Below are 15,701 nucleotides of genomic sequence, written 5' to 3' on the forward strand. Positions count from 1 at the left end.
GCTTTTAAAAACCGTTTGGTGTCCATCAATGACCGTAAATAGAATGGAACCCTCTTCCATACATCGTACGAGCCACTTCGGAAGTAACAACTAAAAAATAATTTTTATCTCTGGTGATAATCTGGGCATTAAATCCTTGCATGAACAGTTTGTTGGCACAAATGATCGCCTGCGGCAAACTTTTGAACGAACAGGACGATACTTGAGCCCGTCTTAAAAGAGGAGCCATGAGTGCTGAAGCATCCTTAATTGCATTCATTAGCATTTTGTGTTATGGTAAGGTATGACAAAGATACCAACATCTTTAAAAGCTAAGTAATATTACTTATTAATGTGATTAAACGGTATAGTCTTTTTTTAGCTAAATGTTCCTTTTTCTGCAAAAAACAAAACAAATGACAATAACTCAAATAAAATTTACCATTTTATCAGACAAACCACACACGCTCATTTCGATTCTTTTCGGATCGTCGGCGCAACTTATCGAAAACCGCATCACCACAAAAAAACCTGCTCTCTCTGGGAGCAGGTTTTCCAGTTAGTCCAGGTTGCTAATCAATCTACGTGTATTAATGTTTTAAAATTTTCAGCGTGTGTTTCAAGTCGTCTCCCCGTTGAATCCGGAGCAGATACAGACCCGCCGGTAAACCGTAGGGCTGGACGTTCAACATCGCCTTTCCGGCTTCAATTTGCGTATCCTGAGCCGATAAGGTGATCTGCTTTCCGACAGGCGAGACAATGGAAAAACGGTAAGGAGCCAGCGGTATGGGCGAATCCTGAGTTTCGGCAGGCAGACTGACCACCAACTGATCGCGGAACGGATTCGGGAAAGCGGTCCAGACAGTTTCGGCCGATTCGGCCGAGATCCGCGCCGACGACGGACAGGTCAACGTTTTGGGTGCCTGTTTCAGGATATACGTACTGTTAAGCACCTTGGCGCTGATCACATGCGGTTTGTTGTCTTTCAGGCTGGCCGGAGTCGGAAACAAATAGGCATGAACTCCATTCCCCTTTCCGGCGTTCAGCAGGTCGGATCGGAAGATATTCGCTTCGGCCGTCCCGATCACCTTCCCGTCGGCCGAGAATTCAACCGTCAGCGGGGCATTCGGTTTGTTGCGATCCCAGACCCAGCCCCGAATCGATCCACATTCCACTTTATCCAGAAATCCTTCAAAATTCCCCGTTACGACTCCGCCGGAAACATCCGTCTGAACCGTTAGTTGGAACACATCGGTGACCGTAGCACCCTGGTTGTCAGTGGCCTTTACCGTTACGTTCACGACGCCGGTCGTAGCCGGGGTTCCCGCAATAACCTGATTGGCTCCCGAGTAGGTCAGACCGGCGGGCAAACCGGATACCTCAACTTTTGAAATGCTGCCATCCTTGTCGGCAAACACACCCGTTCCGATGGTGTAAGTAAAGGCTTTCCCGACGGTAGCCGTCTGGTCCGGGATCGGTTGAACAACCACCGGAGGTTGATTTTCCACCGGAGCCGGGTAAACCGTCAGCCGGAAACTCGTCGTCACCGAAGCCCCATGATCATCGACGGCTTTTACTGTTACGGTCGTGGTGGTTGGTTCACTAACCGTACTGATCAAAGCCCGTTGTTGGCTGGAGGGTGGCACGGGTGTTCCGCTGATGATCCGAACTGGGGGCGCATAGGTCAATCCGTCTGGTAACGCACTTGTAATCTCAACGGATGTAATTGTTCCGTCGGTATCGACAAACACCTGGTTACCAATGGCGTAACTGAACGCCTGACCAATGGTTGCCTGCTGATCCGGAATCGTCTGGGCTACGATGGGCGGATTGTTGGACGCGGGTGGTGCCGTAGCGGAGACGACGGTCAGTTTGAAACTAGCTGTACCCACCGCGCCGTCGTCGTCGGTCGCTTTGACAAGAATGGTCGCTGTGCCGGGGGTTGTCAGGGTTCCGCTGATCATCCGGGTACCGGCATCGTACAGTAACCCGGCCGGTAAGCCCTCAACCGCCAGACTGACAACGGTGCCGTCGGGATCGGAGAAGATTTCGAGCGGAATCTGAAAGCTAAACGACTGACCGACCACAACCGTCTGATCAACCGGAGCCTGCACGATGGCCGGAGGCTGGTTCGAAACCGGAGCTGCCTGAACGGTTATTTTAAAAGTGGTTACAGCCGTAGCGCTCTGGGCATCGGTTGCCCGGGCCGTTACCGTAGTGACGCCTGCAGTGGTAGGGATACCACTAATCAGGCGCGTTGACGCATTGTAGGACAGGCCCGCGGGCAAACCGCTCAGTTGAACGCTCGTCAGGTTGTTGTCTGGGTCAGTAAACACACCGGCTTCAAGTGTGTAAACAAATGGCTGATCAACCATTCCAACCTGGTCCGGAATCGTCTGGTTGACCACGGGGGGGCGGTTGGCCGGAGCCGCGGTCACGACCACCGTTACGAGTGCCGGGGTGTAGCCGCCTTCCCCATCCGAAACGATCAGGCTGGCCGTGAACGTACCCAACTGGGTCGGGGTTCCCCGGAACGTCCGGCTGGGTTGATCATAAGTCAGGCCCGCGATGCCACCGCTGATGGCGTAGATCATGGTCTGCCCTTCTTCATGCTGAAATTCCGGAATGGTGTAAGAAAAAGGCACGCCCTGATACGCCGTTTGAATGGTAATCGGGACAGCAACCGGCGGTATGTTCGTCGGATCAGACGTTTGGGCCGTACTGGGCGGACAGGTCAATACCCGGGGCGACCCTTTGAGGTAATAATCCGAATTTTCAATCCGCATGCTGATCGTATGCGGTTGTCCATCTTTCAAGCTGGCGGGAATGATATACTGAAATCCGTGTACCCCATTGCCTTTTTTAGCAGCCGCTACATCGGGCCGGTATACGTCGGCGTTGAACGTGGCAATGACATTCATACCGTCCAGGACTTCAATCGGCATGGGCGTGTTGGGCAGGTTCTTGTCCCAGACCCAGCCCCAGATATCACCCTCGCAATTATAGGTATCCAGATAGCCTTCAAAATTACCGGTGCGTTTGACGGGCGGGGCAGCTTCCCGGATCGTTAGCTGGAAAATGGCCGACGAGACGGCCTCCGACGGATCGGCGGCCGAATACGTCAACGAGTAAACGCCGGCCGTTGTGGGCGTGCCGCTCAGTATACCGGTTTCGGCCGAATACGTAAGCCCCGGAACGACACCGACCAGGGTGTTGACCAGCGGTTGCTCTTCAGGGTCTGTAAATGCGGGCAATGTATAGGAGAACGCACTTCCGACCTGCCCGGACTGAGCCGTTAAAACCGGGGCCACCGGCGGCTGATTGGTCGCAACCGAGTCGACCACCGTCAACCGGAAACTACCCGTTGCGACCGCATCCAGGTTGTCGCGGGCAGTCAGCGTCACCAGCATGGCCTCAACGCGGGTCGGCGTCCCGGAAAATACGCCCGACGAACGATCCCACTGGATACCCTGGGGGAGGCTGCCCACGTTTACACTGACAATCTGGCCATCGGAATCCGTAAAAGCCTGACCAATCGAATAGCTGAACGGTTTTCCCACGGTGGCCGTCTGATCGGTAAGCGGAGTGCTCAAAACCGGCAAACTGTTGATCACCGGCGGTTCATTCCGCAGTAAATCCTCATCAATTTCGATCCGGACCGGTTTTTTACCGTTTTGCTGGTAGCGTTGATTCCAGCGTTCCTGCGCAATGATATGGGATTTCAGAATATCCGATAATTTATACCCGATGGCCGCACCGGAGGTTTGCACCTGCGTCACCGGCTGATTCAGTAACCCACTATCGACCACTTTCCTGATTAGTTCCGTCAATTTAGCCCTTGCATCCTTGCCCCCGAAATTGGCCAGCGTCAACATTTTTGCACCGTGCTCGAAACATTGCTCGATCTGCTCGTAGTACTTGTCGACCGATACCGACCCGTGAAACATGCCATCGACGGCGTTGATCATAAATGCGCCGGGTTTCAGGTTGGTCCGCACCACATCCATCGAAAACCGGTGATTATAATCCGGACCGTCGTTAAATTTCAACCCGTCGGCGGTTTGGCCCAGGTTCTTGAAGGCAAACGTTGCCCGCAGGCCCGATAACCGGTCCCAGACACAACCGTGTTGGTTGACCATCACAATGGCCGGATCAACGCCTTTAACCGTTGCATTGATTTTATCGATAAATCCTTTCAGTTGCCGGTGCCGGAAAACATACCAGTCGTTTCCCCGAACGCCCAATTGCGAAGCGTACGGATCGTTCCGGTTATTGGCGGGTGGCATAACCCGGCTCCAGTCGCTAAAGTCAGTACCCCAGCGCTGGTTTAGTTGTGACAGGCTGAAGCGGGCCTGAAGGTATTGCCGAAACGCCCGGAGTTCGTAAATGCTGTAATCGTAGGGAACTACGTATTTTCCGCCCGTCGGGGGGTCATAAACCGGTGAGTATTCCGACTCGAGCGCGGCCGAAGCCACCACCGAGAAGAACAATAAATTTCCCTGTTGCTGTAAGTAATGATACCGCTCAGCTACTTCTTTCACAAATCCGCTGGCCCGATCGATGGTCGGCTGGTGTGAAAATGAAAACTGAACAATGCCGTGATTGGTGCTCCGCGAGCTGTCGGCCGCCTGCATGGTTTCGTGCCGGGTCCAGAAGCCGCCCAGCCGGGTCGCATCGCGACCGACGTGGACCCGCAGGGCAATTTTCAGTCCCAGCCGTTGGGCCGTCTGAACGTGCGAATCGACCACCTCCCAGATCGGGCTGCTGTCAACGGTCGGATAAACCCGGTCCCAGTTGACCGTAATTTCGACCGCATTACAGCCCGTCGCAGCCGAGTGCTCAATGCGCTCGTCATCAACCCGGGGGTCCATTTCAAAGTTAAAGATCGTTAGTCCCACATACCGTTTATTGTCAGTGGTGACCGAAGCAACCCGGGCGGTTTTCGGTGGCTGGGGCGCTAACTTATCGGCCGGATTGGCCCTACCAATCAATACGTTTGTAACGAGAAGCAATAATACTTGAAACGTAATCGCTACAATGCGGCCAGGTAGTGCTGTACTCATAATTGCGTTGAGTTTTAAAAGATTTCAACTAACAGGTTTCACAGGAATACTCTTGATTCGTACTTGTTTTTCGCATTAAACCCATAGTATTCCCCGACAACTAATCAACTAGTTGGGCCCAATCAACCGATAAAGTTGTCTGACAATAAAAATGAAAGTCTGTTGCGAATAGGAGTATACAAAAGCAATGCCAACGAAACGTTTTGTTATTTTTTGGTATAAATATCTGATTTACAATTTTATCTAGTTAAGTAGATAAAATAATAGGAAATTAGAAACTGGTTAGAGGTGTTTTTTTCGGGACTAGTTGCAGCCTTTAGTTTGTCGACTAATAGAGACCGAACAGAGAAGATTTATCGAATAGTGAAAGAGGTAAATCAGAAGGATTATTTGTCGGGAGATGAGCGATTCAAAAACCGTTCCCGGGAGGCAATAAACGATGATACCGCTGGCGATTTCAACTTTTAAAGCTGCTCATCGCCAGGGGTATCAGGCACAATTCAAGGTTTGATTGCAGAGGATACGTCAGAGAATTTCGTCAGCAAGATAGGGGCCACCGGTTTCGCCCCAGCCCCACACGGGCATGGGCGCTTCGGTCGGAACCGGGTTGTCAGTTGTTCAAGCCGGTCGGTGCCGCCCAGCCAGTCGTGTAACGTAGGCGTAGCGCGTTCGTTCATAAGCTTGTTGTCGAACAAGTTCAGGGAATAGTTTACAACATGACATTATCACTATGTAAAGCCCTCAAAGCCTGGTGCTTGTAATTCCGGCCCAGTGGCAGTGTTTTATCACCGACCTGGACCGATAACGGCGTAAAAGCCGTTACCTTGTCGATCGCAACCAGAAACGAGCGATGAATGCGGATGAATTTGGTTTCGGGCAATTTCTGCTCCAGGTAACTGATTTTCTGGTACGTAATAATCTGTCGGTCGGGCAACTTCACCCGAACATAGTCGCGCAGGCTTTCGATGTAGAGAATGTCCCGCAGATACACTTTAACCATTTCGCGGTCTTCCCGCAAAAAAATGTAAGCCCGGTCATAATCACTGGTCGCCGAATTGGTCACAGCTTCGGCCGGAACCGGCTGCTGACCCTGGTACACCTTGCTGATCGACCGCAGAAACCGCTCGAAGGTGACCGGTTTTAGCAGGTAATCGACTACGTCGAGGTCGTAGGCATCGACGGCGTAATCGCGGTAGGCCGTGGTCATGATCACAGGCGGGCGGTTTTTGAGCGATCGCAGCAAGTCCATCCCCGAAATCTGCGGCAGTTCGATGTCCAGAAACAGCAAATCGACCGCCCGGGACTGCAGAAACGTAAACGCTTCGACGGCGTTGGTATAACTGCGAATCAAGGTCAATCCCTCGACCCGCCGAACGTAGGATTCGAGCAGATTCAGCGCCAGCGGTTCGTCTTCGATGATGATACACTTCATGTCAGTTTGAGGTCATCGGTTCGGTTTGCGGTACGACGGTTCCGGACGATCGCATGGCGGCCAATTCAATCTTCAACACGACCAGGTACGTCTCTTCCTCATTGAACAGGTTCAGCGAATACCGGTCGCCGTAAATAATGTCAAGCCGTTTCCGGACGTTCTGCAAGCCAATCCCGGCATGAGCCTGCGCACCCGGTTTTGGCAACTGGCTCACCTTGCTATTCTCAATCTTGAAAATCAGGTCCTCCTCGTTGACCAGCACATCGACCCGCACCCAGACGCAGTCGAGTTGCTTGCTAACGCCGTGTTTAAAGCTGTTTTCGACAAACGGCAGCATGATCAGCGGGGCAATCTGCATTCCGTCGAGGGGCGTGTACACGTTCAACGACACATCCAGCCGGTCGCCGTAACGGATTTTTTCCAAGGTAATGTAATTCTCGATGTACTGTATTTCTTTTCGGAGCGGCACCAACGACAGATTGCTGTCGTACAGCATGTAGCTCATCAGTTCCGACAGTTTAAATACAATTTCGGGCGATTTGGGCGAACCCGTCAGCGTCAGGGCATACAGGTTATTGAGTGTATTGAACAGAAAATGCGGATGAATTTGCGATTTGAGCAGCTTCAGTTCGGCTTCCAGTTTTTCACGGGCCAGTTGCTGGGTCATTTCCCGCAGTTGCTGGGTTCCCTGCTGGTCGAGATACCAGTGTTTCATGAGGTGAAAAGCCGCCGGAATAGCCGCCATGGAGTACAGCCCGAAGATATAAATGAGAATTTTCGGCAGAAAAATGACCGGCATCGAGAGCGCATCCGGGTAATAATTGGGATAAATCACGTAATAAGCGATCAGCCGGGCTAGCAGACCAGCCACAGCCATCGACAGCAGCAGATACAACAGAAAGTGCCCATACCGTTTACGGATAAAATAGTTGTCGATCAGCACATACAGCAACTGGTAGGTTGCCAGCATTTTGAACGGCAATTCGATCAACGCGATGGTAAACCGCTCCCGATAATCGTCGTCAATACTGCCCCAAACCAGCCCTTCATACAACAACAGCAAGAGCCAGAACAGGCCATGCCAGACCAGGCGGTAACGAAACAGTAGTTTGTAAAGCAAGTCCATCGGCGGTGAAACGGTCGTTCGTGTCCCTAAAGGTACCACATTGCCCCATTGGGCGGTTTATTACCGGGTCTTTTTTAGACGAACGACAACCGCAGCCGACGAACGGCACGCCAACCCGGCCAATGCACTTTATCCGGTTTTTGCCCCCTCTGTCGAGCCCGGTTTTGGGTTAGCCTAATAATCCGGTTTGGTATCCGGATGCGGTCTTTCTTCGTAGCAACAATCTTTCCAATTGTGTCCGAACCGATGAAACAACGAATGAACTTCCGTCTGGGCTGGCTGGGTGCCGCCCTGCTCCTTGCGGGCTTTTCTGCCCAGGCCCAACCTGACGCCTACTACCAGTCCTGCCGCTGGCAGTTGCACACCGATGCGGTTTCGCAGGCCACCGTCGTCGTGTTTCACGACCAGCAAAATCGGGTCATTTACCGGGAAACGTTGCCGGGCCAGCACATTCGCCTGACGCCCAAAAACGTCCGGCGACTCGACGACATCTGCGCGCGGCTGACCAATCATCAACTGGTAGCTTCGGTTCTCCCGGCCAACGCGCTCGACCAACCCCTGTCTGGCAGTCCTGAAACTCCCGTCAGCCGGGTTTCCAACCCGGTTTCACTCCTTCAATGGCCTTTGCCCGATTCAAGCCAGCGCGGTTTCCGGGCCAATGTCGTTCCGTCACCTGCCTTTAAAGTGGCCGTTCATTACACCAACGCGGGCGACGAACCGGTTTCTGTTCAGTTGCTCGATCCGAACGGCCACTCAGTTTACCGCGAAACAAGTCTTCATCTGAAATACAAACGCTACCTGGACATGGGCCAGTTAGCCCTGGGCGTTTACGAGCTTGTGCTATCAACGACCCAGTATCGGTATCGCTACCACCTGCGCATCGAATCCGGAAACGCGCAAAACCGGCCGGTTTTGCTGGGTGCTTTCGGCGAAGCGATGGCTTCCCCACCGTTGACCGCCCAATCAGGCACCCTGCTGCAATAAAAGCAAGCCGATGGTGACCAGGGCCGGGAGCGCCTGGGTGACGAAAATCTTCCGGTCGGCGGTGGCGGCTCCGTAGAGCCCGGCCACCGCCACACAACCCAGAAAGAAGTAAGCCACGTTGCGCTGCCAGGCCGGGTCGCCGATGAGCAGCGACCAGAGCAGCCCGGCGGCCAGAAAACCGTTGTACAGCCCCTGGTTGGCTGCCAGGGCCTTCGTGGCCGGGAACAGGTGCGCCGGAAAGTTTTTGAAAACCTTCGGGCCGCGCGTGGTCCAGGCAAACATTTCGAGCCACAGGATGTAGAGGTGCAGCAGGGCCACGAGGCCAATCAGGAGTTGCGTGAGCAGTTGCATGGGTTTCAGGATTTACCAAACCGGCTGTTGAATTCTGCCGGTCAACACGATCATTGTTACGCGGCTTGTTTAAATTTAACGATCTTACGTTAAATACGGCCGTATGGAACATTATTACCAGAGATTATTCGATTACATCGAAGAAATTCTACTCTTGCCGGAAACCGACAAAGCCTCAATCCGTCAGTTGTTTAAACCGGTTTTTGTACCCCGAGACACGATTCTTGAACCCGCCGGGCAGGTTCCCCGCTATCATAACTTCATCGTTTCGGGGCATATGCGGAACTTCTACATCGACCATGAGGATCGGGAAATCACGACTGATCTCAACGAAGGCCCCCGGTTTTTCACCTCCTATTTCCATTTTATGAACCAGACGGTTTCCCACGAAAACCTGCACTGTATTACCGACTGCGAACTTCTTCGAATCAGCCGGGATGATGTGGAAGTCGGAGCCCGGCGCAGCACGACCCAGAAAGATTACACGATTCAGATCCTGCAAAAACACCTGGAGGAAGAAAAAAACCGGATCAACGACATCGCGACCCTGACCGCCGAGGAACGCTATCGAAAATTTCTTCGGCAAAAACCAGCCATCGTCCAGCACGTACCCTTGCAGTATATTGCCTCTTATCTGGGTATTACCCAGCGGCATCTGAGTAGACTCCGGCGAGGCACAGCTTCCTGACATTCATAGATTTATAAAACCGTTCATCCTTATTAGACAAATGTCTAATGAGCCGGGAAAGAGGGCTTCTTACCTTTCGTCAACACATAGCCCCTTTCTCCGATGATCACGACTACTCCCGTTTCGTTTCCCGAAAAAACACAGGCTTCTCCTGGCACCAAAGCCCTGACATTAGCAGCCGCCATCTGGCTTACGGTAGCCACCATTGGCCAATGGTTGTTTGGACTTTATATTCTCCTGTTCTACGGAACGTCCGCCATGGGGGGCGATTTCCAGCGGTGGAATAAGGTGTTGCCCCACGGCTATGTTGAAGGCGACTGGAAAGGAAATCTTGTGGTCGGTTTTCATATCCTGCTGGCGGCCATCCTGGTCATGGGTGGCCCGCTGCAACTGATTCCCGCGATCCGTCGCTACGCCCCCGGTTTTCATCGCTGGCTTGGCCGCATCTATGTTATCACCGCCATCGTGGTCAGTACGGCCGGGCTGATCATGGCCTGGACTCGCCAGGTGGTGGGCGATTCGACCCAACAAATCAGTATCAGCATCCAGGCTCTGTACATCATAGGCTTTGCCCTTGTAGCGATCCGTTACGCCCGATCCCGTCAGTTCGACCAGCATCGAATCTGGGCGCTGCGGTTATTTATGGTAGTCAACGGCGTTTGGTTTTTCAGAGTAGGGCTCATGTGCTGGCTCCTGATCCACGGTGGCCCGGTCGGTTTTGACCCCGAAACCTTTACGGGTCCTTTTCTGACGGCTCTTTCGGTTTTTACATATGCGATTCCCCTGTCGCTGATTATCCTGGAAATGTACCTGTATGCTCAGCGAAAACGCAACGAGGCCATTAGCTACCTGACATCCGTCCTTCTTTTACTCGGTACGATCCTGATGGGCCTTGGAATTTTTGCAGCTACGATGGGGATGTGGCTCCCCCGGGTAAAACCGCTTTGGTGATTCGGGCAACCAGCCGCGGGCGAAAAACCGCCCGGCGGAACATATTTTATGGGATGTAACCGACAATTTCCTATCTTTTCGTTCCAAATCAACGTGTTCATGGATTGCCTGACCGCACTCAAGACAAATCCGACGTTCCAGTCCGTCCCCGAAGAGCAGCTTCGCTGGCTGGTCGATCGTTCGGAATGCCAGGAACATTCCGACGATACGATGCTCTACAAACCGGGCGATCCCACCGACCATTTTCTGATCATCCTGACGGGTCGTATCCGGTATTATCTGGTGCAACAAGGGCAGCAGCAGGAATTGCGCGTGGCCGAAACCGGCTCGCTGGAAGGCGTTCTGCCGTTTTCGCGCATGGTCGAATCGCTGGCGTACTGGCATACCATTGGCCCCACAACCCTGCTGGCGCTGCACCGCGACCACTTCCGCGAGATGATTCAGACCCAGTACGAACTGACACAAACGCTGGTCCATACGATGACGACCCGGGTTCGGGAGACGACGCGGATGTTGCAGCAAAACGACAAGATGATGGCCCTGGGCCGGATGTCGGCGGGGCTGGCCCATGAGCTGAACAACCCGGTTTCGGCCGTCGTCCGGAGCGCCGATACGCTGAAATCTCATTTGCAAAATACCCCCGAACGGTTTAAAAATGTGATGGCCCTGCGCGTGACTGACGCGATGGTGGACCGCGTCAGTGCGATGATGTTTGCCAAAATGAAGCCGTCAACCGAAAACAAACGGCTGTCGCTGCTGGAACGGAGCAGGCTCGAAGATGAATTGCTCGACTGGTTCGACGACAACCAGGTTTCGGATACCGACGACCTGACCGAATCGCTGATCGATTTTGGCTTCACGACGGCCGATCTGGACGAGTTGCTGGGCGATCTGGCCCTGGAAGGGCGGGGAACGGTGCTGAACTGGATGGTGAACAACCTGGTGACGGAGCGGCTCGTCAACGACATTGAAGAAGCTTCCAAACGGATTTCGCTGCTCGTCAACGCCATCAAGTCCTACACGCACATGGACCGGGGCACGGGCCGTGAACGAATCCGGGTGCGCGAAGGCATCGACAGCACGCTGGTGTTGTTGAAACATAAATTAAAGGAAAAGAACATTCAGGTGGAGGTGACGATTCCGGACGATTTGCCGCCCATCGACGCCTTTGCCAGCGAACTGAACCAGGTCTGGACCAACCTGATCGACAACGCCATCGACGCCATGAGTAAAGACGGTCATCTCCAGATTAGGGGCGAAATCGATCACCAGTTTGTCCTGATCCGGATTATCGACGACGGCGCAGGCATTCCGGCGGGCAGTCTCGATCATATTTTCGACCCGTTTTTTACCACCAAACCCGTTGGCAAAGGAACCGGTCTGGGTCTGGACATCGTACAGGGCATCGTCCGGCACCACAACGGTCGCATTTACGTCCAGTCAAAACCGGGTGAAACTGAATTTAAAGTCTGTTTACCGATTCAAAACACTGTTCAGGAAGCGCCGGAAGTCAGCGTCATGGATGGAACCAACTAATCCTGGTGCCCAACCCTCTCTCCTCGCCGTTTTAACCCATTACCCATGAAACCACCCATCATTCTTGCCATCGACGACGACCAGGCGGTTTTGCAATCCATTCAGCGGGATTTGCGCCCGCAATACCGGAAAAGTTATAAGATTCTGGCCACCACCTCCGCCAGCGAAGCGCTGGAGACCTTGGTCGAACTGAAGAAGCAAAACGAAGAAGTGGCCCTGTTTCTGTCGGACCAGCGGATGCCCGAAATGCTGGGCGTTGACTTTCTGATGAAGGCCCGGAAAATTTATCCGAACGCCAAAACCGTGTTGCTGACGGCCTATTCGGACATTGAAGCGGCCATCCGGGCCATCAACGACGTGCAACTGGATTATTACCTGAACAAGCCCTGGGACCCGCCGACCGAAAAGCTGTACCCGGTTTTGGACGAATTGCTCAACGATTGGCAGTCGAGCTACCGCCCGCCGTTCGAGGGCCTGACGCTGATCGGCTACCAGTTTTCGCCCCATACCCACCAATTGAAGGATTTCCTGGCGGGGAATCTGTTTCCTTACCAGTGGCTCGACATCGAACTGAATCCGGAAGCCCGGAACCTGGTGGAACTGCACCAGATTGACTCGAAAGACATGCCGGTGGTGGTGCTGGAGGACGGGACGGTTTTGAAGCAACCCACCCTCCAGGCGCTGGGCGAGAAAATTGGCCTGAAACCGAAGGCAACGCAATCGCTGTACGATCTGGCGATCATCGGCGCGGGTCCGGCCGGGCTGGCTGCGGCTGTTTACGGCGGTTCTGAGGGCTTACGCACCATTCTAATCGACAAACGCGCGCCGGGCGGGCAGGCCGGAACCAGTTCGCGGATCGAAAATTACCTCGGTTTTCCGACCGGTCTAAGCGGGGCCGAACTGACCCGCCGGGCCATCACCCAGGCCACCCGCTTCGGCGTGGAGTTTCTCGCTCCGCAGGAGGTAGTCGCGATAAAACCGAATGGACAGTACAAACACGTTCAGTTCAGCGACGGCAGCGAGGTGGTAGCCCGGAGCATTCTGCTCAGCACGGGCGTTTCGTACCACCAGTTGGATTGTCCGGGACTCGACCGGCTGACCGGCGCGGGGGTTTATTACGGCGCGGCTACCACCGAAGCGTATGCCTTCAAGGGAAAACCGGTGTACGTGGTCGGCGGGGGCAATTCGGCTGGGCAGGGTGCCATGTACCTCTCGCGCATGGCATCGGATGTCTACATTCTGATCCGGCGCCCCGACCTGACGGCCACCATGTCGCAGTACCTGATCGATCAGATCGACAAAACGCCGAATATTCACGTCCTGCCCTGCACCAGCGTGGTCGAAGGGCTGGGCGAATCGCACCTCGAATGCCTCATTATTCAGGACTTGACAACGGGTGAAAGCCGGAAGGTACCGGCCAGCGCCCTGTTCATCTTCATCGGAACCAAACCGTATACCGACTGGATTCAGATGAACATCATCAAGGACGCGAAAGGCTTCATCGAAACCGGTCGCGACCTGGCGAAGTACCCGGATTACAAAGACTTCTGGAAACTGAACCGCGATCCGTTTCTGCTCGAAACGTGCAGCGCCGGGATCTTCGCGGCTGGCGATGTGCGGGCCGGGGCCATGAACCGCGTGGCCTCCGCCGTGGGCGAAGGCGCGATGGCGGTCAGTTTTGTTCACAAATATTTAGCCGAAACCTAGCCATTACGATGTTAAAACGGAAAAGCTGCGCCCACCTGAGCGCCATCGAAACCGTTGTGTTGCCGGAGCAACCCGCTGTCTGTGAAGAATGTGTCAAGCATGGTGGTGTCTGGGTCCACCTGCGGACCTGCCAGACGTGCGGCAAGACGCACTGCTGCGATTCGTCGCCCGCCCGACACGCCACCCAGCATTTCCACGAGACAGGCCATCCGGTTGTGGCCTCCGCCGAACCCGGCGAACGCTGGCTCTGGTGCTACGCCGACGAAGAAATCACGCCCTATGTGCTCTAGTACCCCGGACCGCTGGTCCGGGGAAATCTGACCAGCATAAAGTCGGTATAAACTTCTGAATTAAAAACTCCCCCGGACCGCTGGTCCGGGGACATACATGACTGAAGATCGGAACTCGGATGTGCTTGCCCAGCTTGGCACCTTTAGTCCTGAGCAACTTCAACTGTTGGCGAACCATGTTCACTGTCGGACGGTTCCGAAAGGCGCTGTTTTACTCTCTGAAGGAGCCATTTGTCAGACCATGTATTATGGTTTGGAAGGTGCTTTTTACCAGGTTTCTGATCACGACGAACAGGAACCGGCCATCATCGATCTGCACGGGCCGGGTCAGTGGTTTTTCAATCACCATAGTTTTGTCACTCAGACGCCCTCCGCCTACACCTTGCTGGCTTACACCGACGGCACCGTGCTGGAACTGACCATTCAGGTAATGCACGACCTTATTGCGGTATCTCCGGTATTCCTGCAACTGGCCAGCCTTCTGAATCAGGCCACGGACCGGATTCGCTTCTTCGATGGAAACCTCACACCGCTTCAGAAATACCAATACATTCTCGATTACCGCCCCCAACTGATGCAGGCTTTTCCCTTGAAAATGATTGCTGCGTATTTAAAAGTGGCGCCTGAAACACTAAGCCGGGTCAGAGAACGCCTGGCCCGGGGCATTTCTTGATTTCGATCAAGTGTCTTTTTCCATCCGGTTTTTCATCTTTGCAGCATTCCACCTGATCCGGAAAGGAACCCGCTAACTACCCCTAACGATACCCCGATGCTGACCGCTGTTCACCCGAAATTGCCGATGCGAAACAAGCGCGTCACCGAAGATTTTTACCTCACTTACCTCGGTTTTGAGAAGATCGGCCAGGCTGATTTTCCGGACTACCTGATGATCCGGAAAGACGGCGTCGAGTTGCACTTTTTTGCGTTCGAAGACCTTGATCCTACCCAAAACTACGGACAGGTCTATCTCCGAACGGATGCGATTGACGTTTTGTACCAGTCTGTGCTGAAACACCCTGAAACCGTCCGGCTGGTTGGTCCTTTACAGCTTAAACCGTGGGGACAAAAGGAATTTGCGGTGCTGGACCCGGACCATAACCTGCTTACGTTCGGCCAAAGCGTCTGATGGCCAGGTAAATCCTAACTTTCTATCAACTATGAACTTTACCAAACTGGTTCCTAGTGTGTTTTACACGGACATTCAGGACGCCCTGAAGCTGTTTGTCGATTGTCTTGAATTTACCGTCGAGCATCATGAACTCCACGCTGGCAAGCCGTTTTACGTGATAGGACGAGACCGCTTGCAGATCTATCTATTTGAAAACGAGGATTTTGCCCAGGAACATCATCCTGAACTCCGGCTCGTGACCGACGATATCGAAGCGGTTTACCAACGAGTAGCCACCTCCTACCCCGAGTTCCTCCATCCCAACCTCAGCACGGTCACGCTTCGTCCCTGGGGCGCGAAAGAATTCGCCTTGATGGATAGCCAACTGGGCATCATCATTCAGCAGTGGTCCTAGTACCACGGACCGCTGGTCCGTGGAAGTTTGTTTAACTTATCTAAAAAAAAACCCGGACCAGCGGTCCGTGC

General features: G+C 53.7%; 14 protein-coding genes. 9 read left to right on the forward strand and 5 right to left on the reverse strand.

From position 1 onward, the window contains the following. Window positions 1–25: 25 nt before the first annotated feature. The 4 genes from ACO2Q8_RS03915 to ACO2Q8_RS03930 all read right to left on the reverse strand — a co-directional run bounded on the left by ACO2Q8_RS03915 (window position 26) and on the right by ACO2Q8_RS03930 (window position 7,600). Window positions 26–259 carry a hypothetical protein gene (locus ACO2Q8_RS03915; protein WP_423343473.1) on the reverse strand — a complete coding sequence of 78 codons (234 nt, stop codon included), beginning with the start codon at window positions 257–259 and terminating at the stop codon, window positions 26–28. A 310-nt stretch (window positions 260–569) separates the two neighbouring features. After that, window positions 570–5,042, reverse strand: coding sequence for a putative Ig domain-containing protein (locus tag ACO2Q8_RS03920; protein WP_423343474.1), 4,473 nt, complete (start codon window positions 5,040–5,042; stop codon window positions 570–572). Window positions 5,043–5,751: 709 nt separating this feature from the next. Beyond that, window positions 5,752–6,474 carry a LytR/AlgR family response regulator transcription factor gene (locus ACO2Q8_RS03925; protein WP_423343475.1) on the reverse strand — a complete coding sequence of 241 codons (723 nt, stop codon included), beginning with the start codon at window positions 6,472–6,474 and terminating at the stop codon, window positions 5,752–5,754. Between the two features lies 1 nt (window position 6,475). After that, the gene (locus ACO2Q8_RS03930; protein WP_423343476.1) at window positions 6,476–7,600 is read right to left on the reverse strand and encodes a sensor histidine kinase; all 1,125 of its coding nucleotides are present in this window, start codon (window positions 7,598–7,600) and stop codon (window positions 6,476–6,478) included. A gap of 258 nt (window positions 7,601–7,858) precedes the next feature. On the opposite strand from ACO2Q8_RS03930, the gene ACO2Q8_RS03935 reads away from it, so the two are divergent. After that, on the forward strand, window positions 7,859–8,584 hold the full coding sequence (locus ACO2Q8_RS03935; RefSeq protein WP_423343477.1) for a hypothetical protein: 726 nt from the start codon (window positions 7,859–7,861) through the stop codon (window positions 8,582–8,584). Here the strand turns inward: ACO2Q8_RS03935 and ACO2Q8_RS03940 are convergent. Further along, window positions 8,564–8,935, reverse strand: coding sequence for a DUF1304 domain-containing protein (locus ACO2Q8_RS03940; RefSeq protein WP_423343478.1), 372 nt, complete (start codon window positions 8,933–8,935; stop codon window positions 8,564–8,566). The genes ACO2Q8_RS03935 and ACO2Q8_RS03940 overlap by 21 nt on opposite strands. Before the next feature lie 103 nt (window positions 8,936–9,038). Between ACO2Q8_RS03940 and ACO2Q8_RS03945 the strand changes: the two genes are divergently transcribed. The 8 genes from ACO2Q8_RS03945 (at window position 9,039) to ACO2Q8_RS03980 (ending at window position 15,630) form a co-directional block, all read left to right on the forward strand. After that, window positions 9,039–9,623, forward strand: a complete 585-nt coding sequence (locus tag ACO2Q8_RS03945) for a Crp/Fnr family transcriptional regulator (protein WP_423343479.1) — start codon at window positions 9,039–9,041, stop codon at window positions 9,621–9,623. A 102-nt stretch (window positions 9,624–9,725) separates the two neighbouring features. Beyond that, the gene (locus ACO2Q8_RS03950) at window positions 9,726–10,574 is read left to right on the forward strand and encodes a DUF2306 domain-containing protein (RefSeq protein WP_423343480.1); all 849 of its coding nucleotides are present in this window, start codon (window positions 9,726–9,728) and stop codon (window positions 10,572–10,574) included. A gap of 99 nt (window positions 10,575–10,673) precedes the next feature. Beyond that, window positions 10,674–12,110, forward strand: coding sequence for a sensor histidine kinase (locus tag ACO2Q8_RS03955; RefSeq protein ID WP_423343481.1), 1,437 nt, complete (start codon window positions 10,674–10,676; stop codon window positions 12,108–12,110). A gap of 45 nt (window positions 12,111–12,155) precedes the next feature. Further along, on the forward strand, window positions 12,156–13,817 hold the full coding sequence (locus tag ACO2Q8_RS03960; RefSeq protein ID WP_423343482.1) for an FAD-dependent oxidoreductase: 1,662 nt from the start codon (window positions 12,156–12,158) through the stop codon (window positions 13,815–13,817). A gap of 8 nt (window positions 13,818–13,825) precedes the next feature. Next, window positions 13,826–14,107, forward strand: a complete 282-nt coding sequence (locus tag ACO2Q8_RS03965) for a UBP-type zinc finger domain-containing protein (RefSeq protein ID WP_423343483.1) — start codon at window positions 13,826–13,828, stop codon at window positions 14,105–14,107. Between the two features lie 97 nt (window positions 14,108–14,204). Next, complete coding sequence (locus tag ACO2Q8_RS03970) at window positions 14,205–14,780, forward strand: Crp/Fnr family transcriptional regulator (RefSeq protein WP_423343484.1); 576 nt, start codon at window positions 14,205–14,207, stop codon at window positions 14,778–14,780. Between the two features lie 96 nt (window positions 14,781–14,876). Then, window positions 14,877–15,233, forward strand: coding sequence for a bleomycin resistance protein (locus ACO2Q8_RS03975; RefSeq protein WP_423343485.1), 357 nt, complete (start codon window positions 14,877–14,879; stop codon window positions 15,231–15,233). A 31-nt stretch (window positions 15,234–15,264) separates the two neighbouring features. Continuing rightward, complete coding sequence (locus ACO2Q8_RS03980) at window positions 15,265–15,630, forward strand: hypothetical protein (RefSeq protein ID WP_423343486.1); 366 nt, start codon at window positions 15,265–15,267, stop codon at window positions 15,628–15,630. Window positions 15,631–15,701 lie beyond the last annotated feature (71 nt).

This window comes from Larkinella sp. VNQ87 (assembly GCF_049445795.1).
Classification (GTDB): Bacteria; Bacteroidota; Bacteroidia; order Cytophagales; family Spirosomataceae; genus Larkinella.

Bases quoted from the DNA above. Each gene is read 5' to 3' on its own strand.
- ACO2Q8_RS03980 (WP_423343486.1), top strand. From the start codon at position 15,265: ATGAACTTTACCAAACTGGTTCCTAGTGTGTTTTACACGGACATTCAG.
- ACO2Q8_RS03960 (WP_423343482.1), top strand. From the start codon at position 12,156: ATGAAACCACCCATCATTCTTGCCATCGACGACGACCAGGCGGTTTTG.
- ACO2Q8_RS03930 (WP_423343476.1), bottom strand. From the start codon at position 7,600: ATGGACTTGCTTTACAAACTACTGTTTCGTTACCGCCTGGTCTGGCAT.
- ACO2Q8_RS03940 (WP_423343478.1), bottom strand. From the start codon at position 8,935: ATGCAACTGCTCACGCAACTCCTGATTGGCCTCGTGGCCCTGCTGCAC.
- ACO2Q8_RS03970 (WP_423343484.1), top strand. From the start codon at position 14,205: ATGACTGAAGATCGGAACTCGGATGTGCTTGCCCAGCTTGGCACCTTT.
- ACO2Q8_RS03965 (WP_423343483.1), top strand. From the start codon at position 13,826: ATGTTAAAACGGAAAAGCTGCGCCCACCTGAGCGCCATCGAAACCGTT.
- ACO2Q8_RS03945 (WP_423343479.1), top strand. From the start codon at position 9,039: ATGGAACATTATTACCAGAGATTATTCGATTACATCGAAGAAATTCTA.
- ACO2Q8_RS03920 (WP_423343474.1), bottom strand. From the start codon at position 5,042: ATGAGTACAGCACTACCTGGCCGCATTGTAGCGATTACGTTTCAAGTA.
- ACO2Q8_RS03950 (WP_423343480.1), top strand. From the start codon at position 9,726: ATGATCACGACTACTCCCGTTTCGTTTCCCGAAAAAACACAGGCTTCT.
- ACO2Q8_RS03915 (WP_423343473.1), bottom strand. From the start codon at position 259: ATGAATGCAATTAAGGATGCTTCAGCACTCATGGCTCCTCTTTTAAGA.
- ACO2Q8_RS03975 (WP_423343485.1), top strand. From the start codon at position 14,877: ATGCTGACCGCTGTTCACCCGAAATTGCCGATGCGAAACAAGCGCGTC.
- ACO2Q8_RS03955 (WP_423343481.1), top strand. From the start codon at position 10,674: ATGGATTGCCTGACCGCACTCAAGACAAATCCGACGTTCCAGTCCGTC.
- ACO2Q8_RS03935 (WP_423343477.1), top strand. From the start codon at position 7,859: ATGAACTTCCGTCTGGGCTGGCTGGGTGCCGCCCTGCTCCTTGCGGGC.
- ACO2Q8_RS03925 (WP_423343475.1), bottom strand. From the start codon at position 6,474: ATGAAGTGTATCATCATCGAAGACGAACCGCTGGCGCTGAATCTGCTC.